Source organism: Butyricicoccus sp. OF10-2 (assembly GCF_003481925.1).
GTDB classification, from domain to species: Bacteria; Bacillota; Clostridia; order Oscillospirales; family Butyricicoccaceae; genus Agathobaculum; species Agathobaculum butyriciproducens.
In genome coordinates this window covers 109,155-129,029 of the sequence record NZ_QUMC01000002.1, presented here as the reverse complement: position 1 = coordinate 129,029, position 19,875 = coordinate 109,155, and the positions used below count along the sequence as shown (strand labels likewise).

Sequence of the window (19,875 nt, the reverse complement as noted above, 5' to 3'; positions counted from 1 at the left end):
ACTTCGGCGCTGTTGTCTCGAACCAATATTATTGAACTGGGTTTTCAATATGTAACCTACCGCATGGAGCGGCTAGAGGTCCATGGCCGCACCCGCAACGGCTGTTCCAGTGCAGACTTTTTGCAGCCGGGAGAATCCATTCTGACACTTGCCGATTTACTGCGCAAAGGCGTAGGCTCGGACTGGCAGTCGCAAGTAAAAAGACTTCCCAATATGCAGGCAAAAAAGGGAATTCAGCTTTTCCTCTGCGACATCGGCAGCACGCTCCTCAACCATTTCGTAATCCATCGGAACGAAGCTCCTGTCCTGCCAGCCGAGATCCTGCAGGAGCATATCTCTGCACTGCTGAATGGTGATGTGCTTCAAATCAATATCGCCGCCGTCAATTTCGCTGAACTGCCGGTCATAAACAGAGTAGTCCCAGCCGGTTTCGGTGGACTGAATGGAGAGATATTCGCGGTGCCCAATCTGCCAGGAGGCCTGGTTTGCCGTAATTTCCGGTTCGGGAGAGACTGTGCCGCCGCCGCGCTCCATCATCTCAGCGAACTCGCAGATGTGATAGACCCGGCCGGCAATTCTGGTGTGGTAATCATCAATATACACGCAGGGAGAAACAAAGTGCCTGCCTGCATAGTCGATCTGCACCTTGCCGCCGTCCGGGATACGGAACAGCTCGTTGTAGTCGCTGGTGATAAAACGGATGCTGTGATCGTGAGCATCCTCCGGATGCTCTTTTCGATAGGCGCGTCTGGCTTCCTTGATCTGCTCCAGCGTGCGAAGTGCAACTTCGGAAACCACTTCACCTTTGAGTCCGATCTCCTCAAGCGCCATCACCCTGCACAGGCGAGGGGATTGCGGATCGGGTTTTCCAGCATCTCCTCATAGGTGATCAGACCAGTGTGCTGGGCAGCACCGGTAGCTTTATCGAAGGTCTCATACGCAAACCCCGTCTGCGTGACCGTTTCCTTCACGTGCAGGTAGGATTCGTGATCCACCAGATAAAGGGCTTCTTTCTTTTCAAACATCAACGTAATCTTTCTCCTTTCGCAAAAAAATTAGCAGCCAGGCACCGAAGTGCATGACTGCTATGTGAGGAACGGTATTCTGTTTTAGGTCCGCAAACTGGAAGTTAGCGATTTCTTTTTCCGGTATTCTCTGTCCCTCGGATTTCCTCATGATAGAAATAATCTACGATCACCGGATGTCCCTGCGGGACTCTGCCATAAGGCATTTCATTATCCACAAAGGGACAATCATACTTCTTAGCCATTTCCTCAACTTTTACTTCAAGCGCTTCAAAGTAGCTGCGGTTATGCTTGTTATAAATCTCGTCGTAAAGTGGTACAAGATCAGGATATTTTCCGGCGATATAATCCATAATTGCCTTTTTGAAACCGCCTCGAAGATTGAGATTTTCGAGCCAGAACAGGTCACACTGATCCTTTACCCGCTCAAAGATGGCTTCAAAATCCGTGATGCCGGGGAATACCGGAGATACGAAACAGACAGTACGGATCCCTTCGTCATATACCTGCTTCATAGCAGCGATACGCCGCTCAATGCTAGAAGCAGAGTCCATATCGTTCTTGAAATTTTCATCTAGTGTGTTGATCGACCATGAAACGGTCACCCGTCCAAGCTTCTTCAGCAGATCAATATCCCTTACCACAAGATCAGACTTTGTGCAGATCAGAATATCTGCGTCACTGCCGATCAGCTGCTCCAGAAGTTTTCTGGTATTCCTGAATTGCTCCTCCTGTGGATTGTAGCCATCTGTCACAGAACCGATGACCACCCGCTGTCCGGCAAATTTCTTCGGATTTTTAATTTCCGGCCAATGCTTCACATCAAGGAAAGTGCCCCATTCCTCCGTGTGTCCGGTAAAACGCTTCATAAAAGAAGCATAGCAATACTTGCAGGCATGTGTACAGCTACATAAGGATTGACCGAGTAACCGCCTACCGGCAGACTGGACTTGGTCATGATGTTCTTTGTTTCCACCTCACGAATGAGGATTCCATCGATTACTTCTGCCATGATCTCTGTACCTCTAACACTTTATTAAATTCTTCCGGCATTTCCTGAATCATATTTTCATCCCCTATGATAGGGACAAGGTCTTCCTTCATAAACACCGGAATGCCGAGCGTATGTGCCTGGTCTGTCAGAGACCATGCCCACTCCGGCTCCGTATGAACCTTCCTGCTCTGAACCCCGGTCATAGTGCCGACAACGATCCAGTTGATTCCGGAAAGGTCAACTGTACTGGGATCGTCGAATAACGGCTCAAAGGTAACATGGTAATGCTTTGCTCTGACGTTTTTCCGAAGGGCGTCGATACGCCACAGTTCTGCTTTCCTCGTCACCGTAACGCCAAACCATGCGTTTTCCAGATCGGTATCAAAATCCAGCAGATCGGGGCGCTTGGTAAGAAACAGGAACTGATGCTGTGGATTTTCACGGATCTTTGCAAATACCTCGTCTCTCCATTCCGGCTTCCATCCGGAGAGATCGCTCATGCCGGTAAGAAGAAAGTTCTGCGGACGTTTCTTTTCCATCATCTTGAGCTTGCCCGGAAAGAACTCAGGATCAGCAAAGTCATCAATCATATGCCAGCGCTTTACATTGTTGCGGGCATAGCAATATGTACACCCCACTGTGCAGCCGATGACGAGATTCATGTTCTGAATCTGATCTTTGATACAAATACTCATGATTTCTGCCACTCCTCAAGATTCTTTCTGATACGGTCGAGGCATTCCTCAAACTGGGTAATTTCTTCCTCCGAAAAACCTTTGTAGTAAATACTGCCCATTTTATCAGATACAGAATCGTATTTGTCCTTTAAGGCATGTGCTTTTTCAGTCAGAAACAGGAGTGTTTTCCTTTTGTCCGTTTCAGACTGAACACGGCTTATCAGTCCTTGATGTTCCATTCTTTCCAGCATCGTCGTAAGAGATGTTATCGCTAATCCGCATTTGACCGAGAGTGACCTGATTGAGATTCCATCTTCCTGCCACAGTACATAAAGAATACGCCCTTGGGCTCCGTTAAACGCATCAATATTCTTTTCGCTGAGAATCTTCTCAAAAATCCGGTCACCAAGCTGTTTTATTTTGGTGACAAGAAATCCACCATTCATTTTCACACAAAAACTCCTATATAGTATTTTATCAAATAATACTATATAGGAGTTTTACTGTCAACAGTTTGTATGTCTAAGTAGAAGTAAATTTCTATTTGTCGCTTTGCGTATATTATATCACATATGTAAAGGCAGCCCGAAGGCTGCCCCAGAAATAAATCTTTTCTTTATTCCTTCGTGTCCTCGGGCTCGGGCATATATTCAGCATCGTCCTCGGGATAAGATTCGTCCTCGTATTCCTCCGGAAGCACGTATTCGTCCTCATCTTCCTCGGTATAATCCGCATCCGGATCAGGTCGCTGTTCAGCGGCCTTTTTCTTTTTGGTCTGCATCATGAAATATCCGCCGCCACAGGCGATCAGGATGATGAACACGCCGATGATCGGCAGCACGGGAGCGGCCTTCTTTTCTGCCTTTGGAGGCTCCTGCTGCTCGGGCTCCTCTGTTTCAGAGGGTGCCTGAGGCGCTGCTTCGGTCTCATCCTTCTCGGCATTGGCGGCATCCTGTGCCGTCTGGAAGGACTTTACCTGCTCCTCGTCCATCAAGGCGAAAAGGTCTGCCTCATCCACCATATTCAGAAGATGTACGTTCTCCTCACCCTTGTCGTTGCGGTCAATAATGAGATAGAAGTAGTTGCCGGATTTCGTGACAAGGGTAATGAACTGCTGACCGGAATCGGTAGAAGAACCAATATCATCGACCAGTGTCAGATTGCCCTCGGGCGTGAGCGAAGTGCCGGTCTGATTGATGCTGTTCATTATGAGGTAAAGCATCATGGAGAGAAATTCCTCATCGACCGTTCCGCTTTCCTGCTCCTTTTTGAGCATGCCTACATAATCCTTGTAGACATAGCCGGTTCGCTCGGGAACAACGACCTGATACCAGTCACCGTCCTTGCTGACCACCTGCACCTTCTCGCCGGGCAGCAGGTGACCGATGATTTCGTACTCCATGCCGGAGCCGGAGCGAAGGTTCAGATAGCTGTTCACTGCATCGCTGACCGTGCCGTCGGTTCTGTCCTGCCCGGCGTCCTCGGCAGACCATTTCCAGTCACCGAAGGAGAAGGTGAGCTTGCCGTTCTCATCGACATCCACCTCGTAAGGCAGCTTTTCCTGCTCGGCCTGCGCTGCATCCGAAGTGGCATCCGAAGCGGCCTCTGCGTTTTCCGTAACCGGTGCAGTCTGCTTTTCGGCAGTTTCGGTGTCGGCGGCAAAGCAGGTCGCAGGAAGTACGCCTGTCATCAGAAAGCCAGCCATAAGACCTGCCGTCATTCGCTTAATATTCATTTTCGGTTTCCTCCTTGTCATAGTCCGATACGCTGTTCTGCTGCGGATAAACACCGACAGTCCCCTGGGCGGCCAGTGAGATGATCTGTGCGAGCTGCTCCGGCGTCAGATTGGCAGCGTGCACCATGGAATGGATGACACCGTTCTCCTCCTCGCGGTAGCGGTTCTCCAGATCCTTTACGCGCTGATTCCATTCGGCCTGCTTTTCGCGGGCACGCTTCAAATCAGCGCCAATCCTTTCGAGTTTTGTCATGTCTGAGACCTCCTGTCAGGTTGGAATTCGCCCATAGCAGTAGAAATGCTCCTGCCAGTAGGACGTGTTGACGGATGCGTAGGAAATCGGGTTGCCGCAGTGAATCATCATGCCGTTGCCGACATAAATGCCAACGTGGCTTGCACCCGAGGTGTTATAAGTATTCTGGAAGAAAATCAGATCGCCGGGCCGTGCATCACTCGGCCGGATGATTTTGCAGTAGTTTCTGAGTCCTTCGGCGGTTGTGCGCCCCACATTCCAGCCGTTGCCGCAGTGGTCGATAACATAGCAGACAAAGCCGGAGCAGTCAAAGCTGGTCGATGGAGAAGAGCCGCCCCAGACATACGGATAGCCGAGATATTTCTCCGCCTCTCGGATCATGTTGGCAAAGCGCTGGTCGGTCAGAGCCTCGCCGGGAATATCGTATTTCAGATAGTCACTGCCTGCCGAAACATAGGGATCGTCGGCAAAGAGATAGTCTTTGTTGCCCTTGGTCTGCAGCAGAATGGCATAGCGCTCGGACTGATCCTCGTTCATGCCGCCGGACTCGGTGATGACATGCCCGAGATTTTTGTTCACGAGCGTGACATTGAGAATTTTCCTCTTTCGGGATACCACCTTCTCGATTTTCAGCTCATATTGCAGATCAAAGAGCGTTTGCAGGGTGGACTGCACCTCGCTTCGGCTGTAATCCTCGAACAGAACCGTCAGATAGGCGGTCAGCTGATAGGGGTCATGACCGATCTCATCGAGGTGGTAGTTATATTGATCGTATCCGGGACAGGCCGATTCGATGTTGTCGATCCTTTTCTGAAGAGCAGCTTCGAGTGCCTTGTAGTCATCGTTTGCGCCGATAATATCCTTGTCCTTTGCGGTGAAGGTGGTCGCAACGACAGCACTCGAGCTGCCCGGCAAAAACGCAGAGCAGGAGGAAAGGGCAGAGGACACCATCATGAAAAGGAGCATCACGGCTCCGACGGTGAGAAACAGCTGCGGATGCTTTGCCGCCTGCTCAAAGAGCTTATCCTTGAAATCTGTGAGCTTCTGTCCAATCGACTTGATGCCCGCAGTGCCTTCTGTGGCTGCAGAACCTGCATTTGATGCCGCCGCCTCGGCTCTTTTGGCGGCGGCATATTCCTTGCGGATCGCCTTTTTCTGCTGCCATCGGGAGAGTGGGTTGGAGAAATTCTCCGGATGCTCCGCCATGCGTTTCTGATAGAGTGCCTCGACGTTCGCGGCATCGGATTTGCCTTGCAGACGCTCTGCCTTCCGGTATGCTTTCAGCTTCCTGCTGTAAATGCTATGCTCAACGGCATGGGCGCTGAGTTCAGTCACTTGTGCTGAGGTGTCCGCCGCCTGCACGGCCGTGTTTTCATCCTGGTTGTCTGCGGCAATCTGTCTGTGAACGGTGTCGGAAACGACAGCCGCCGCAGAGCGAGCCATCGAGCGGGTGAAGCGGCGGCCCCTGCCGGTCAGTTCGCCGGCAGGGATCTCCTGCTTTTCGAAGGTAAGATGCACTTTGCGCTCAGCGGTTTTGTCTGCTTTCAGCTTGAGCCTGCGTCTTTTCGGCGCTTTTTCGGCGGCACGGTCTGCCTTGTCTGCTGCTTTTTCAGCTCTGGCGGCGGCCTGCCTGACCTTCGGACTGGCAAGCTCCTCTTTTGTAAAGCGCAGTCTGGTTGCCTTCCTTGCCATATCACGCCTCCTTCGTCTCCGAAATGTCGGACAATTTGGTCGTCATTATTTTATAAAGCGCCAAATCAGTCGGGAAGTGATCCACGAACGGAAGGATGACATTCCCGTAGAACAGCAGGCCTTCGCCCTCACCGGAATGGGTCACATAAGAGAGCTGGTGAGGGGAAATGTTCAGCTGCTGCGCCAGGATCTGGCGGTCACCGGCAGCCTGATTCAGCATATACACAAAATCAGAGTTCTCGAAAATGTTCTCCACCTCGCGGCTGGACAGCAGGTCTTTGACGTTCTGTGTGATGCCGGTGGGAATGCCGCCCCATTTACGGAAGCGCTTCCAGATCTCCACGGAGTAGGCGGCGGTCTGCTCCTCCTTCAGCAGAAGGTGAAACTCATCCATATAGTAGCGAGTGGTCTTACCTGCGCTGCGGTTGGCCGTTACGCGCCCCCACACCTGATCCTGCACGATGAGCATGCCGATCTTCTTCAGCTGCTTGCCAAGCTCCTTGATGTCATAGCAGACAAAGCGGTTGTTGATGTCCACATTGGTCCTGTGATTGAACAGATTCAGAGAGCCTTTGACGTAAATCTCAAGCGCCGTTGCCACACGGTGCGCTTCCTTTTCCTCCTGCTGCAGAAGCGCATGGTAGAGATCCTCCAGCAGCGGCATATTTTCCGGCTTCGGATCCTCAAAGTAGTGCTGATAGATCTGATGCACACAGCGTCGATGACTGTCTTTTCAATGGGCTGCAGGCCCTCCTTGCCGCCGACGATCAGCTCGCAAAGAGAAAGAATGAAATCAGCCTTCAGCGCCAGAGGATTGTCATCCTCGGAATAGGACTCGTTGATATCCATGGGGTTGATATAGTGGGTGCTGGTCGGGCTGATCTTAATGACCTGACCTTCCAGGCAGTTGACCAGCGGGGTATACTCCGCCTCAGGATCGCAGATGATGACATCATCATCGGTGACCAGAAAGGCGTTGGTGATCTCACGTTTTGCAGAGAAGGACTTGCCGGAACCGGGTGTGCCGAGGATCAGCCGTTCGGGTTCTTCAGCTTCTTTCGGTCTACCATAATCAGATTGTTGGAGAGAGCATTCAGCCCGTAATACAGGGCTTCATCGCCGTTCTGGAACAGCTCCTGCGTGGTAAAGGGGATGAAGATCGCCGTGGAGCTGGTGGTCAGCGCCCGCTGGATCTCGATCAGGTTATTCGCAAGAGGAAGGCTGCTCATCAGGCCCTGCTCCTGCTGGAAGTCCAGCCTTCTCAGGTTGCAGTTGTGCTTCTGGCGATGGAGCTGGCCTGAAACACATTGTTTTCAAGCTCCTGCTCCGTCTTGCCGGTGTTCATGATGAGAAAGGTGATCAGGAACATGCGCTCGTTCTGAGACTGCAGCTCCTTCAGAAGAGCTTTCGCATCCTTGCCGTAGGTAGCCAGATCCGAAGGGATGATGTCCATGTCATACCCGGCACGGACGGCCTTCTTCTGCTCCTCAATCTTGCTGCGGTCCAGTTCGGTAATGGTGTGCTTGATCTGCTTGATGGCAGCGGTCTGGTCCACTGACTGGATGTGCATGGTGACGATCTCGCTGGTCTCCATATCCAGAAAATCCTTCAGAAGCTGGTCGGAAAGATCCGATGCCGTGATCTGCAGATAGCTCATAGCTCCGTGGAGGCTTCCCATGGTAAAGGTTCTGCCTCCGGGAAAGGAGAAGGATGTGGGCGCGATGAAATCCTTCACGGAAAGGCCGGAACCTGCCAGCCAGTTCCAGTCGAAGTAAAAACGGTCATTGTCGCCCATGTGGAACATGGCGTGCATGAGCTGCAGGCGATCCTTGCCGTTCAGAACCTTTGCCACCACACCCAGGCGTTTGAAGTTGTTCATCAGATTGGTCTGAACATGATCCAGACGGGGCTTTGCCTCGCGCATGGACTCGGCTTCAATGCCGAAGGTGATATATTTGGTCTTGGTCAGGCCGTTATTACCCTGCGCAAGCTGCGTCTTCAGCATCTGGCTGTACTCGCTGCGGACGCTGTTGAAGTGGTCGTTTCTGAGGGGAATGCGGATGTTCTTTTCAAACACCTCCGCATCAGTTGCCATGTTCATGAAGGACAGCTCAAAGTGGATAGAGCTGTCGAAAAAATTCAGGAAGGAGCACCACTCTTCAAAGATCGCGGTCTTGTCCTCCTGCTGCGCCAGCTGGTAGTTGATGTCCTGATACTGAATGGTCTTGGTATAATACCGATCGCTCACACGGCAGATGCCATCCGGAAACATGCGCTGAAAGGGAATCGACTGCTGCGCGGTGCGGGGAATGCCGTCATCCCGCTTCGCCCGTTCGATGATCTCCTGCACCTGCCGTGCCTGCGCTTTCGTCAGATTCTTCGGCATGTTCAGATCTCTTTTTTCTGCCTTTCGAAACAGACTTTTCATCGTAAACAATATTTTTTACCTCCATTTCTGCCTGTGCCTGACGGAGCAGGACGGCATAGTAATTGTTCGTCTGATAAGGGCGAACCTTCGGCCTTACAAACTTGGCCTGAATGAACTGCTTTGCGATTTTTTCCAAAGGCTGACCGTCCCGTTCATACATACCGAGAAAGAAGAACGGCATCATGATGAGGATCATGCAGATGGATGCCATGCTGGTATTGCCGTCGGCCTTGAGCAAAAAGAAAGACGGGACACCGATCAGTGCGCCCGCCCCAAAGCAGAAAAGTTGACGTTTTGTCAGATTAAATAAGATTTTGGATTTAACCCTCGTAAGATCACGGGGGACAGGAATATAAGCTGCCACTGCGAACCGGACCTCCTTCCTTAGTGTGCCGAGAATACACTCTTTGCAAGTGCACCGGTCTTAAATAACGTGAAGCACAGAAGCACGGTGTATCCGAGAATGCCCCAGATGGATCCGATGATGTCATCCGAAACAGAAATGCTCTGGATCAGCACCGCATAAATGCCGACACAGATCATAATGAGGAAGCCTTGAAAGCCGAGCGCAAACAGGGAACGAAGGTAGTTCTGTCCCACCATACTCTGTTCGCGGTTTCCGAAGGTGGAGAACGGGATCGGTGCCATACTGGTCATCAGGTAAATCTCGATCATTCGTCCATAGACGATCACGAAGATCAGAACGCTGAGCGCCTTGATGGTAAACTGGACCACCATGCACTGCATGAACAGGCCAAAGAGTGACCCGAGTTCCATGGCTTCGAGCGTGTCCTGCATGGTTTCCAATGCAGATGTATCCACAGCCGTACTCCCGGCGATGAGTCCGCCTGCGTTATTGATAACATGCTGCGACACATCAAATACGGCCATCACGATATTAAACGTGTTGGTGATAAGCATCACGGCGACAAAGGTCTTGAAGATCCACTTGAAGAAAATCCAGGTTTCAAAGCTGGCGAGGTTGTTGTGGTCAATGATCATCTGAATCAGCTCATAGCACGCGATGAATGTCAAGATCAGACCTGCAATCGGGATAATCACTGATTCGGAAACATTCCGGATCATGGCGAAGACACCCGGCGAAAAGTTCGCCGGAGTCGTCCCCACCTGCGTCGCAATATCGCCGACCTGTGTGTTTACCGAATCAAACAGTCCCGTCAGCTGATTCATGATTGCGGAAACAAGCAGTTCCTTTAACCATTCGCCAATCTGATCGAGTACGCTGTCCAACGATCAACACTCCTTTCCTTAGCCGAACAGGCCGGAGAGCAAAGGTACCAGCGTGATGCCAATGAGCGCCACGCCGCCGCCAGCCATGAGCTGTTTTATCCCCAATTAGGTGTAAAACTCTGCTCGATGGCGGGCGGCGGCGTACAAAAAATCTATATGGTATTTTTAAGAGAACCGTCCCGGCGGGACAGGTCAGGCAGTGACCTGTTCAACCTCCGGGATGGGTTTGAGATTAAAATGAATTTCGATAGAAATGTGTCTTGTTTTATCTTCGTCAATGCGCTCATGCACGACGATTTCTTTGATTAAGCGGTTGAGGGTGGCTGCGTCCAGCTCTGTGATATTGGCGTATTCCTGAATGGCTTCCACCCATTGTTTTGCGTCATTGGCAAGCTGGACTTCATCGGACAGCCGCTTTCTGCCCTCGGACACTTTTGCTTTAAGCTCCGCTTGCTCGGTCTGTGTCTTTTCCAGCATGGTGTTGAAATTCTGTTCACTGATACGCCCTGCAATCATATCCTCATAAAGCCGCATGACCATTTTGTCCAGAACCTCAATCCGTTCCTCGTCCCTTGTAAGGGAGCGTTCCATTGCTTCCCGCTGTTCCCGCTGCTCGGCTTCACAGGTATTGGTCAGGCGGTCGGCAACCGCTTCCCCGTCCATCAGGGCAGCTCTGGCACATTCCCGTATTTTCCGCAGCACATGGCTGTAAAGGGTGTCATAATCAATCCGGTGCTGGGTGCAGTGGTTCTTTCCAAAGGCATTGTAGGTCTTGCAGGAGTATATCCGCTGGGGATGTTTTGCGTTTGTGTAGCGTACCGTCAACGACTTCCCACACTCGCCGCATTTTAACAGTCCGGCAAACAGGCTGATTTCATTGGTCTGCCCCGGACGCTGGCGGGATTTCAGCTTGTTCTGCACAATGTCAAAGCTCATGCGGTCAATCAGCGGTTCATGCTGCCCCTCCACCACAATCCAGTCCTCCGGCTTCTTTTCCCCAATCGTGCCGATTTTGAAACGGTAGTCCTTTTTCTGGGAAGCAATCGCCCCGGTGTAGACGGGATTCATCAAAAGGTCTTTGATAACGGAGAAGTCCCACATATACCGCCCGTTTTCCGGGTCTTTCTTTTCCCATTTGGTGCGGGTATTGCGAAGCCCCCGTTCCCGGTTCCACCATGTGGGGCAGGGGATTTTTTCTTCCTCCAGCCGTCTGCGGATATAGTTCGGACCATGTCCGTTCAGGGCATATCCGAAAATCAGCCGCACAATCGGGGCGGTTTCCTCGTCAATGAGCAGATGGTTTTTGTCCTCCGGGTCTTTCCGATACCCAAACGGGGCAAGACACCCGGTAAACTGTCCTTTCTGCGCTTTCAGAAGATAAGAGGAATGGACTTTCTTGGAAATATCCTTGCTGTACATCTCGTTCAGGATATTCTTGAACGGGGCAATATCGTTGTTATCCCGCAGGGTGTCGATACCGTCATTCATGGCGATATAGCGGACACCGTTTCTTGGGAAAAAGTCCTCAATCAAATGCCCGGTTTGCAGATAATTACGCCCCAGTCGGCTGAGGTCTTTCGTGATGACAAGGTTGACCTGCCTGCGCTCAATGGCTCTCAACATTCTCTGTAGATCAGGACGCTCCATATTAAGACCTGTGAAGCCATCGTCCTGATAGACTGCCACAACCTCCCATCCCTGCTTTTCGCAGTATTTTTCCAGCATATCACGCTGGTTTGCGATACTGGCACTTTCGCCTTGCAGGTCATCGTCCTTTGACAGTCTGCAATAGACCGCTGCACGATACCCTCCGGCAAGTGCCGAACCGATTGTTCTGTATTCCATTTCGTTCATCATAGCCATTTACCCACACAATCCAGACGGTATCTGGCTCTTTTGAACCTCATCTTCATTATACTCCATATCTTTCTTTTTAGCAAGATATTCTTTTATATTTGTTTTTCCGTATTTCTGGGAAATCAGGCTGACGAACACATCGGTGGCGTCCAGCTCCCCGTCAAATACAGTGGTCACATGAATCTCTGTTTTGTTTTTTGCCATAGGCAGTTATCCTCCATACATGAAAATAGCCAGACAGAGGGTGTCGGCAACGAAGTCCGGCAACGGGCTTCAAAAGACCTTGCAAACAATCTCAATCTGGCGATGGTTACTATTTATACTTTTCTTTTATTTTTCTGTTGTTTTGGTTGTCATAGGGGAGAAAAGCCCAGAAATAAGGGATTTTCCCCGGCAACCGGCTCGGCAACGGGATAGCAACAGGGGGTGCAACGGGCTGTCATTTTCAGAATGGAAGCTCCATCTGTTCTGAGACCTCCACAAAACCGTCCCTCGTTTTTTCAGACGGGTTGCCGGAGTCCGTTGCCGGGTTTTCACGCTCCCAGCCCTTTTGTCTGCCATATTCGGAAAACATTCTTGGGTTCGGGAAGTACCGCCAGCCGGAAATACACTGATTCATAATCTCGTTGATTTCCCGGATTTCCCATTGCTTCGGCTCGTCAAAGGCATGGTTTAAGGCTTCCTTGTAGAGCTGCTTGGAACAGACCATGCTCCCGGTGTACTTATCAAGATACGCCTGTATCATCCCGGCTTTGGTGTCCTCCGGCATAAAATCCCGCTGGTGTTCTTTGAGATACCGCTGCATGGCGGGGCTGAAAGCCAGCTTGAACCTGCCGCTTCGGTAAATCTCCATCGCTTCCGCCCACATCTGCTCGATATAGGCTCTGGAAGCAGCTTCGTCCTCCAAAATGTGAACCTCGGCTTGCTCCGGGTACACCATGACGGGGATAAAGCGGCGGTTGCCGGAACGGTCAAGGGGCAGGAAGTCAAGGGCATTGGAAGTGCCGCCAAACACGCACTGACGGGGGCGGTCTGCCGGGTGGGTTTCATAGGGTATCTTATAAACCTCTTTCTGCCGGCTTAAAAATGACTTGATTTCCTCAATGCTCTTGGCGTTTGCGGTTGCCATCATTTCCGACATTTCGATAATCCAGTGACCTTGCAGCTTACGGTACACATTGTCATCGTCCAGCTTCCGCAAATCATCGGAGAACCACTCGTCCCGGACTGCCAGCAGACGGAAGAAGGTGGACTTTCCAGCCCCCTGACCGCCTACCAGACAAAGCATGATTTCAAACTTGCACCCCGGCTGAAAGGCTCGTGAGATTGCACCCAGCAGGAACAGCTTCAACGCTTCATAGGTGTAATCGTCTGCGTCAGCCCCCAGAAAGTGCCGCAGACAGAAACGGATTCGTTCTGTCCCGTCCCACACAAGGGCACTTAGGTAGTCCCGGATGGGATGGTACTTGTTTTCATTCGCCACAATCCCGATGGCATTATCAATCTTTTTCTCATTGGTAAGCCCATAGGTTTCTTCCAGATAGAGAAGCAGATACTTCATATCCGTATCGTTCAGGGCTGTGCTTTCTCTGTGAAAACCGATGGGCTTTATGATGTCCTTGCGGTCGGTCAGGATGTTGTATGCGATAGCCCCGGAAAGCAGAGGGTCACGCTGGAATACGGTCAGGCAGTTCCGTATGCTCTGGCGGACACCGCCTTTCTCGGTGGTTTCCAGCCCCGCCTTGATTTCCTCAATGCTCTGGGGCGGCTGCATGGCGTTCATGGTGTTTTTTAGTTCTTGCTGCGTCTGCGGCTGCAAGCTCTGCCATTCGCTGTTCAAGCTGTATCACATCCTTTCCGTAGTCCGCAATCAAAGCCGCTTTTTCCTCTGTCTCCCCGAACAGCAGCACATCCAGCAGATATTCCACATGGGCTTGCTTTTGTAAGGCTTCCACAAACCGGGGATGAAAGGCTTCCTCTGGGGAGTGCGGGGCATATTCCGTTCTCCATGCCCGAAGCAGGTAGAGATAATCGGCAAGGATACGGAAGCAGCGGTTCTTTGCTTCCTGAAACTGTTCCTCCGGGGATTTCTGCCGGGGCTTGGGCTTTTTTGCCTTTCCCGGCGGTTTCCAGTCCTCATAGGAAAGCCCGAAGTCCTGTGCCAGTTGTACGGCGGCTTCTTTCTTTCCCAGCCCATACAGGGCGGCGGTAAAATCAATCACATCCCCATCCGCACCGCAGCCGAAGCAGTGGTAACGCCGATCCAGCTTCATGCTTGGGGTTTTATCGTTATGGAACGGGCAGCAAGCCATCCCGTTCGACCTACATGGATTCCATAATGCTCCGCAGCCTGTCTTGTTGTGACGGACTGCTTCACAGCTTCAAATACATTCAAATCTATCCCTCCTTGAAAACAAAAAAGCACCTGACATTCTCTGATTGAAAATGGCAAGTGCCTGTTAAAGTTCCATATCCTGTTGTTTGTGTTTCGTCTGTGCCGGGACAGTTCTTTGTGCTTTTTTCTCGTCAGCCTTATCCTGCAAGACTTCCTTGATAGGCTGCTTCTTGGGCGGCTCTTTGCTTTCTTCTGTGCCGGGTGTAGCTTTCCGTACCCAGTAGCGGATGTCCCGCAACTTCTTCAAATCAGCCTGTACCTCGGTCAAAGGTTCTTTCAGCTCTGCGATTTCGCTGAGAAGTTTTTCCTGCTCCTGTTGCAGTTCCTTTTGGGTGCTGTCCTTATCGTCCGGGTGCTTGGCAAGGTAGGCGGCGGCTTTCTCATACCGGGCAACCTCCGGGTGTTCCTGCTTGAATTTCTCCTTTGTTTTCTTGAAAAATATCTTCTGGTACTTCTCATAGACAGGCTTACATTCCTTGCAGTCTGTCCGGCTGGCAAGAATCCCGTCAATCACTTTGCTGCGGGCTTCCTTTGGCTTCATCTGATTGCGGTAATCTGCGGCTGATTTCCCGGAAGATTCCAGAAACGCTTCTAAGTCCTCCACAGTGGAAAGCCCCTTTTGCCGGAGATAGGACAGGGCTTCGCTGACTGCCTTTAAGTCCTGTGAAGTCCCCCGGTTCTGTCCAGCCCTCGTCCAGTCCTTCCGTTCTTCCTTTCGTATCTCCATGTACTTCATCAGCAGATTGGGAAGAAGTGTCGCTTCCTCCGCCGCTTTTTGTGCAAGCAGCTCTTTCCGTTTTTCTCCCAGCTCGGTAATCCAGCTTTTGAGGTTTTTAATGAGCTGCCGGATGGACTGCATCAGGCGGTTGGCAGCCTTGATTTCCCGGTTCAGATTGCCGATATTCGTCTGGATACCACGCTTTTCCATCTGCCGGACAGCAGCACCCTCATGGACAGTGGGGACAATATCAAGCCCCTGTCTGGCATAGGAACGCAAATCCACACGCTCCGGGCGGTTATTGGCTTCCAGATAGCGGTTCTGAATGACCTCCCATTCATGCCGCCAGATTTCACAATACTTTCTGTCGTTCCAGTCAACCGTATCTTCCTTGTGGCTTTTCCACCTGCCGGACGGAAGTTTTATCCGTTCCCCATTCTCGTCAAGGTCATAGACCTTGCGGCTCTTGGGAAGCCATTTCCCATGCCCGTCCATTGCCCGCATAGTCAGCATGACATGGGCGTGAGGATTGTGTCCCGGAGGATTTGGGTCATGGATGGCAAAATCAACAATCATGCCTTTGGAAACAAATTGCTGTTTACAGAACTCCCGGACAAGGGCGGCGTACTGGTAAGGCGGTATCTCTCTGGGGATGGTAAGCACCCACCTCCTTGCAAGCTGGGAGTTCCATTGCTTCTCCACAGCTTCGGCGGCGTTCCATAAGGTATTGCGATCTGCGTACTCCGGCGGGGCATTTGCCGGGAGCAGGATTTCATTGTGAACGATACCACGCTTTTCCGGGTAGTGCTTCACTTCCTGGTCGTATTCACAGAACAGCTTTTCGCCGCTCTGGTAAGCAGCGGCGGCAACAGCAGACTGCCGCTGGCTGCGCTGCACAATAGAAATTTCGTTGTGTGGACAGGGCATTTCGTGTCCCTCCTTCCTGTGATTGACTGATGGGGTGGCGTTTTGCCACCCCACCTTGGGCAGAAAAAAAGCAGGAGATCTTTTCAGATTTCCTGCTTGGTGTGCCACTGTGTAGGCGGCGGGTATTTAGTTGTGAAAGTTCGGGGCAAGTTGACCCGATGTGTAGGGAATGAAAAACTGGAAATTATTTTTCTTTGCATTTTATACCGTAATTTCCCCTACTACCATTTTCGTAGCCCCGATATATTTCATATCTTTTTCCATTTATCTCCACTTCGTCATCGTTAATAAATGTATAAGACTCGCCATTTTCTTCACAATATTTTGAAATTGCTTCCATAGTTTTTGCAAGAGTTGGGTAATTGGTACTATCCTCATAAGGAACCCAAAAAGCCTTTTTAAACATATAAAATACCTCCTTCTAATTTGTTAAATAATCCACGAATTTTCAAATCTTTGTAAAATAATAGTATCATACAACTTCGCAAAAGTCCACTTATAACTTCTAATTTGTTGCTGTCTTTATTATACTGCATTGCCTATCGAAAAGATAGTATATTTTATAAAACTTGTCGGCTGGGAACAGCTTGCAATGCAAGGTGTCCCCAGATGGCAAGTCCACAAAAGGGTAGCTGGCGAAAGCCAGCGCAGGGGAAGCGTAGCGTCCCCTGTTTGATTTGGAGCAGACCATGACTGCGGAAAATCACAGCCCTCCGGCGAGGAGCCTTCGGAGAACGCAATGCACCACCTCTGGGTGGTGTATAATTGCGCCCTTAGTAAACTAAGGGGTTTCCGGCTTCTCCCGTTCCAGCAGTTTTTTCAACAGTTCCTGTGTGTCCTGTCTGTGAAAAATGAGTTTCAACAACAGCATGACATCATCATCTGTCAGGCGTTCCGGCTCTTGTAGAAAACTTTCCAGCATACCGCCACGAGTACAGAGCCGGTGCGTCCGTTCCTTTCGGGTAAGCTGCTTTAACTGGTGCTGCAATGCCTTTTCATCATGGATGGCTTTCCGCAGTTTCTTTTCGCTTTTCTCCAGCTCCCGGTTTAGCTTTTCCAGCTTTGAGGTATCAGGCAAGGGCAGCGTCCCCCTTTCCCGGTATCAGCACATAAATCCGGTTTGGTTCTCCAACGCCCTGACGCACCCGCATGATAAGTCCGGCGGTTTCCAGTTCATTCAGAGAACGCTTGACCGTCATAGGACTGCGGGACAGGACTGCGGCAAGGGCTGTGACAGGGAAGCAGACAAACAGGATTCCGTTCTCGTCCTCCTGCCCTTTGGATAGCATAGCGTCCAGCATCCGGCAGTACATAACCTTTGCGGTGCTGCTGACTGGAAATCCTGTTAACGCTCTGGGAAAGGGCATACAGAGCGGCAATGGTGTGTCTATCGTCATAAATTCAAAATTCATTCGGTGTGTTCCTCCTTTTTCTTTGCTCGTTTAGATAAATAACGGGGGCAGTTAATCACAACCGCCCGGAAGCTCTGCCTGCACCCATGCTGGCATTTCCGGCATAATTCGTTGTAAGTGACACGCCCCCGGTCATTGAGGTAAAAGGAAAGCTCATGCTTCCTCTTTTTACTCATTCTCGGCATATTGTGTTTCCTCCCGTTTTAGTGTATGGTTTCGGGGCGATTTTCGGCAAAATTACAGCCATAGAGCCGATTAAAATCTCCCGAAGTATCAGCGATAGGGTAGACTATCCCCCTATCAGATTGTCGTGTTTCGGTATCATTTCGGTGTCAGTTCGCCAGTTCTCCCCGGTGTCGTTCCTCCCCTGAATCTCACAGCGGCGTATCGCTCCCTTTGGTACGCTCGTTTCGGTCAGGGTTCCTCCACATCCCTGCCAAAAGTCATGGCACTACATCGCCGGGGAAGCATATCCCACACAGGCTGGTCATTCGATTGGAATAATCCATCGATGAACTACCTGTATCATAGAACATTTTTGTGCCCTGTGCCGTATGTCCACAAAGTAGGAATTAGGGGTAAAAATCAGAAATTTCCACGATTGCGGAAAGTGTGATATAATCCAGATAAGCGGCAGCAATGAAACCATTGGAAAGGAGCGCGCGCCCATGAAAGGAGCAACAAGCATACAGGAACGCCTTTGGGAACTCCGCAAGGACAAAGGCTTAAATCTGGAAGAACTATCAAAGCTGACAGGCATTTCCAAATCAGCTCTTGGAAGTTATGAAAAAGAGGATTTTAAGGAAATCAATCATGGCAACCTTATCACGCTGGCAGACTTCTATGGGGTCTCTGTTGATTATCTACTGTGCCGGACAGAGAACAGGGAGCAGATCAACACACCATTGACGGAGCTGCATTTGAATGATGAGATGGTGGCACTGCTGAAAAGCGGTCGGATTAACAACCGTCTGCTGTGCGAACTTGCCACCCATAAGGACTTTATCAAGTTTCTTGCGGATATTGAGATTTATGTGGATGGGATTGCCACCATGCAGATTCAGAACCTCAACGCCCTTGTCGATACCGTCCGGCATGAAATCATTGAACGGTATCGCCCCGGCGAAGATGACCCCCATTTGAAAGTGCTGCAAGCCGCCCATATCAGCGATGATGAATATTTCAGCCACATGGTGCTGGATGACCTCAACCTGATTATCCGGGATATTCGGGAAGCCCACAAAAAGGACAGTGAGAGTGCGCCCCAGACCACCGTTGCCGATGAATTGAAAGAAAATCTCGAAGCAGTCGAAAATTTCAAGGGCAGCCGGGATGAAAAGCTGGTTGTCCTTTACTGCAAGCAGCTCGGTATCAACTATAAAAATCTGTCAGACGAAGAATTTCGCTGGCTGATTCGGATTCTCAAAAAATCAAAGAAAATGGGAACGCCTATCAGCCAGAGGAAAAAACGGTAAAAAAAACCGCTGTTGCATGGTTGGGGTGCCTTCCATGTAGCAGCGGTTCTTGCTGTGGTTATTATTTCATTCGTTTTCTTAATATCCGGCGATAATTTGTTTCTCCCTTTGGTGCGTCCTGTATAATTTCCAACACACCATCTTCAAGCATTTTATCAATGCGATTAGAAATCCATACATCACTAATTCCAAGTTGATATTTTCCTAAAACATTACCTATAACAATAGCCATTTTGAATTGCTCTGGCTGTTCCGCAATTTCACGAAGAATGAAACTATCATATATATCTTCTGAAACACTTTGCAATTTACCATTTAGCATTGCACGCAAAGGTGCATTTTCATTTTGAAGTTGATTCCATTTCATAGCACAAGCTGAAAGAAATACAGGCTTAGCTTTTTCTTGTAGAGTTATATATTTTCCCCATTCGCCAGGAGAAACCTCACCCCATGCTATTTTGGATGTCATAGTATTTTCTTTTCCATATTCCCAGGCAGGTAACTTAACCAAATAAATTGTTGTCTGACAGTTTAATGGTCGAAGTTGTTTCATAAGCCAGTACATACCGCAAAGTTCATCCGGATTATAGCTATACCAAATACGAACTTCTTCCCCAGCTACATATCGTTCAATAACCGAAGACAATGTAGTTTTAATTTTCTGTATTTTTTCTTCAACCTGATAGTCTAAATCCTCTACAAACCAGACAGACAGCATTTTCTTGAGAACATTTTTCCGCTGTTCGCCAATTCCATTATCAGAAATATCTCCCACACTAAGAGCCATATCAAAACAATAAACATCACTGCTCTTGCCTCCCAATGGAATAGCATTCTCCCAATCAATATGTTCTTGTTCCTGTGCTTGAATTTGTGCTTCTTTCATTTCATCTGAAGATGGAACACTCCCATCTTCGTGCCTCATAAAGGCCGAAACTGCACTTCCTCTATACTTTCCCTTACCGTAAGTTTGGGCAATTTTCAAACTTCCACAGGCACTTTCACCAAATACAATTTCAATCATCTTATATACCTC

At 50.0% G+C, this 19,875-nt stretch carries 19 protein-coding genes and 4 pseudogenes; 1 reads left to right on the top strand and 22 read right to left on the bottom strand.

What is annotated here, in order from left to right; all coding sequences use genetic code 11:
* Window positions 1–156: 156 nt before the first annotated feature.
* The 21 genes and pseudogenes from DXB00_RS02315 to DXB00_RS02210 form a co-directional block, all read right to left on the bottom strand.
* Window positions 157–831: an LPD16 domain-containing protein gene (locus tag DXB00_RS02315; protein WP_118729714.1), complete on the bottom strand. Its 675-nt coding sequence runs from the start codon at window positions 829–831 to the stop codon at window positions 157–159.
* Window positions 831–1,028, bottom strand: a complete 198-nt coding sequence (locus DXB00_RS02310; RefSeq protein ID WP_147358095.1) for a hypothetical protein — start codon at window positions 1,026–1,028, stop codon at window positions 831–833. The genes DXB00_RS02315 and DXB00_RS02310 overlap by 1 nt, the downstream gene beginning before the upstream one ends.
* A 101-nt stretch (window positions 1,029–1,129) precedes the next feature.
* Window positions 1,130–2,037, bottom strand: a pseudogene (locus tag DXB00_RS02305) (radical SAM mobile pair protein B).
* Complete coding sequence (locus DXB00_RS02300; protein ID WP_118729711.1) at window positions 2,025–2,714, bottom strand: radical SAM mobile pair protein A; 690 nt, start codon at window positions 2,712–2,714, stop codon at window positions 2,025–2,027. The pseudogene DXB00_RS02305 and the gene DXB00_RS02300 overlap by 13 nt, the downstream one beginning before the upstream one ends.
* Window positions 2,711–3,148, bottom strand: a complete 438-nt coding sequence (locus DXB00_RS02295; RefSeq protein ID WP_118729710.1) for a radical SAM mobile pair system MarR family transcriptional regulator — start codon at window positions 3,146–3,148, stop codon at window positions 2,711–2,713. Before DXB00_RS02295 ends, DXB00_RS02300 begins: the two co-directional genes overlap by 4 nt.
* Before the next feature lie 164 nt (window positions 3,149–3,312).
* On the bottom strand, window positions 3,313–4,431 hold the full coding sequence (locus tag DXB00_RS02290; protein WP_158578332.1) for a CD1107 family mobile element protein: 1,119 nt from the start codon (window positions 4,429–4,431) through the stop codon (window positions 3,313–3,315).
* Window positions 4,421–4,684 carry a DUF4315 family protein gene (locus tag DXB00_RS02285; protein ID WP_118648705.1) on the bottom strand — a complete coding sequence of 88 codons (264 nt, stop codon included), beginning with the start codon at window positions 4,682–4,684 and terminating at the stop codon, window positions 4,421–4,423. The genes DXB00_RS02290 and DXB00_RS02285 overlap by 11 nt, the downstream gene beginning before the upstream one ends.
* A 15-nt stretch (window positions 4,685–4,699) precedes the next feature.
* Window positions 4,700–6,376, bottom strand: a complete 1,677-nt coding sequence (locus tag DXB00_RS02280; RefSeq protein ID WP_118729708.1) for a C40 family peptidase — start codon at window positions 6,374–6,376, stop codon at window positions 4,700–4,702.
* 1 nt (window position 6,377) lies between these two features.
* Window positions 6,378–8,762: pseudogene (locus tag DXB00_RS02275) on the bottom strand (VirB4-like conjugal transfer ATPase, CD1110 family).
* Window positions 8,692–9,168 carry a PrgI family protein gene (locus tag DXB00_RS02270; protein WP_118729706.1) on the bottom strand — a complete coding sequence of 159 codons (477 nt, stop codon included), beginning with the start codon at window positions 9,166–9,168 and terminating at the stop codon, window positions 8,692–8,694. Before DXB00_RS02270 ends, DXB00_RS02275 begins: the two are co-directional and overlap by 71 nt.
* A 20-nt stretch (window positions 9,169–9,188) precedes the next feature.
* A complete protein-coding gene (locus tag DXB00_RS02265; RefSeq protein ID WP_118729705.1) occupies window positions 9,189–10,055 on the bottom strand; it encodes a VirB6/TrbL-like conjugal transfer protein, CD1112 family in 867 nt (288 codons plus the stop codon).
* A gap of 18 nt (window positions 10,056–10,073) precedes the next feature.
* Window positions 10,074–10,157, bottom strand: a pseudogene (locus DXB00_RS02260) (Maff2 family mobile element protein); the annotation flags it as partial.
* A 90-nt stretch (window positions 10,158–10,247) separates the two neighbouring features.
* A complete protein-coding gene (locus DXB00_RS02255) occupies window positions 10,248–11,918 on the bottom strand; it encodes a recombinase family protein (protein WP_118729704.1) in 1,671 nt (556 codons plus the stop codon).
* A complete protein-coding gene (locus tag DXB00_RS02250; protein ID WP_117963110.1) occupies window positions 11,919–12,116 on the bottom strand; it encodes a hypothetical protein in 198 nt (65 codons plus the stop codon). It lies immediately after the preceding gene.
* Between the two features lie 241 nt (window positions 12,117–12,357).
* Window positions 12,358–13,695, bottom strand: coding sequence for a virulence-associated E family protein (locus DXB00_RS02240; protein WP_015573976.1), 1,338 nt, complete (start codon window positions 13,693–13,695; stop codon window positions 12,358–12,360).
* Window positions 13,664–14,307, bottom strand: a pseudogene (locus tag DXB00_RS02235) (CHC2 zinc finger domain-containing protein). The gene DXB00_RS02240 and the pseudogene DXB00_RS02235 overlap by 32 nt, the downstream one beginning before the upstream one ends.
* 64 nt (window positions 14,308–14,371) lie before the next feature.
* Complete coding sequence (gene mobQ / locus DXB00_RS02230; RefSeq protein WP_119214469.1) at window positions 14,372–15,952, bottom strand: MobQ family relaxase; 1,581 nt, start codon at window positions 15,950–15,952, stop codon at window positions 14,372–14,374.
* A gap of 184 nt (window positions 15,953–16,136) precedes the next feature.
* Complete coding sequence (locus tag DXB00_RS02225) at window positions 16,137–16,358, bottom strand: DUF4318 domain-containing protein (protein ID WP_006876003.1); 222 nt, start codon at window positions 16,356–16,358, stop codon at window positions 16,137–16,139.
* Window positions 16,359–16,733: 375 nt separating this feature from the next.
* Window positions 16,734–17,030, bottom strand: coding sequence for a DUF3847 domain-containing protein (locus DXB00_RS02220; protein ID WP_117685615.1), 297 nt, complete (start codon window positions 17,028–17,030; stop codon window positions 16,734–16,736).
* On the bottom strand, window positions 17,023–17,364 hold the full coding sequence (locus tag DXB00_RS02215; protein WP_119214468.1) for a DeoR family transcriptional regulator: 342 nt from the start codon (window positions 17,362–17,364) through the stop codon (window positions 17,023–17,025). The genes DXB00_RS02220 and DXB00_RS02215 overlap by 8 nt, the downstream gene beginning before the upstream one ends.
* Complete coding sequence (locus DXB00_RS02210; RefSeq protein ID WP_003533394.1) at window positions 17,361–17,549, bottom strand: hypothetical protein; 189 nt, start codon at window positions 17,547–17,549, stop codon at window positions 17,361–17,363. Before DXB00_RS02210 ends, DXB00_RS02215 begins: the two co-directional genes overlap by 4 nt.
* Window positions 17,550–18,032: 483 nt before the next feature.
* Here DXB00_RS02210 and DXB00_RS02200 point away from each other — a divergent pair, with 483 nt between their 5' ends.
* Window positions 18,033–18,839 carry a helix-turn-helix domain-containing protein gene (locus DXB00_RS02200; RefSeq protein ID WP_009296084.1) on the top strand — a complete coding sequence of 269 codons (807 nt, stop codon included), beginning with the start codon at window positions 18,033–18,035 and terminating at the stop codon, window positions 18,837–18,839.
* 61 nt (window positions 18,840–18,900) lie between these two features.
* On the opposite strand, the gene DXB00_RS02195 is transcribed toward DXB00_RS02200, so the two are convergent.
* Entirely contained in the window at window positions 18,901–19,863 is a 963-nt protein-coding gene (locus DXB00_RS02195) for a DUF3658 domain-containing protein (RefSeq protein WP_118730095.1), read from the bottom strand.
* Between the last annotated feature and the right edge of the window lie 12 nt (window positions 19,864–19,875).

Coding starts and splice junctions, on each gene's coding strand:
- DXB00_RS02215 (WP_119214468.1), bottom strand. CDS start 17,364: ATGAATTTTGAATTTATGACGATAGACACACCATTGCCGCTCTGTATG.
- DXB00_RS02280 (WP_118729708.1), bottom strand. CDS start 6,376: ATGGCAAGGAAGGCAACCAGACTGCGCTTTACAAAAGAGGAGCTTGCC.
- DXB00_RS02255 (WP_118729704.1), bottom strand. CDS start 11,918: ATGGCTATGATGAACGAAATGGAATACAGAACAATCGGTTCGGCACTT.
- DXB00_RS02195 (WP_118730095.1), bottom strand. CDS start 19,863: ATGATTGAAATTGTATTTGGTGAAAGTGCCTGTGGAAGTTTGAAAATT.
- DXB00_RS02250 (WP_117963110.1), bottom strand. CDS start 12,116: ATGGCAAAAAACAAAACAGAGATTCATGTGACCACTGTATTTGACGGG.
- DXB00_RS02300 (WP_118729711.1), bottom strand. CDS start 2,714: ATGAGTATTTGTATCAAAGATCAGATTCAGAACATGAATCTCGTCATC.
- mobQ (WP_119214469.1), bottom strand. CDS start 15,952: ATGCCCTGTCCACACAACGAAATTTCTATTGTGCAGCGCAGCCAGCGG.
- DXB00_RS02200 (WP_009296084.1), top strand. CDS start 18,033: ATGAAAGGAGCAACAAGCATACAGGAACGCCTTTGGGAACTCCGCAAG.
- DXB00_RS02210 (WP_003533394.1), bottom strand. CDS start 17,549: ATGCCGAGAATGAGTAAAAAGAGGAAGCATGAGCTTTCCTTTTACCTC.
- DXB00_RS02285 (WP_118648705.1), bottom strand. CDS start 4,684: ATGACAAAACTCGAAAGGATTGGCGCTGATTTGAAGCGTGCCCGCGAA.
- DXB00_RS02240 (WP_015573976.1), bottom strand. CDS start 13,695: ATGAACGCCATGCAGCCGCCCCAGAGCATTGAGGAAATCAAGGCGGGG.
- DXB00_RS02290 (WP_158578332.1), bottom strand. CDS start 4,431: ATGAATATTAAGCGAATGACGGCAGGTCTTATGGCTGGCTTTCTGATG.
- DXB00_RS02315 (WP_118729714.1), bottom strand. CDS start 831: ATGGCGCTTGAGGAGATCGGACTCAAAGGTGAAGTGGTTTCCGAAGTT.
- DXB00_RS02225 (WP_006876003.1), bottom strand. CDS start 16,358: ATGTTTAAAAAGGCTTTTTGGGTTCCTTATGAGGATAGTACCAATTAC.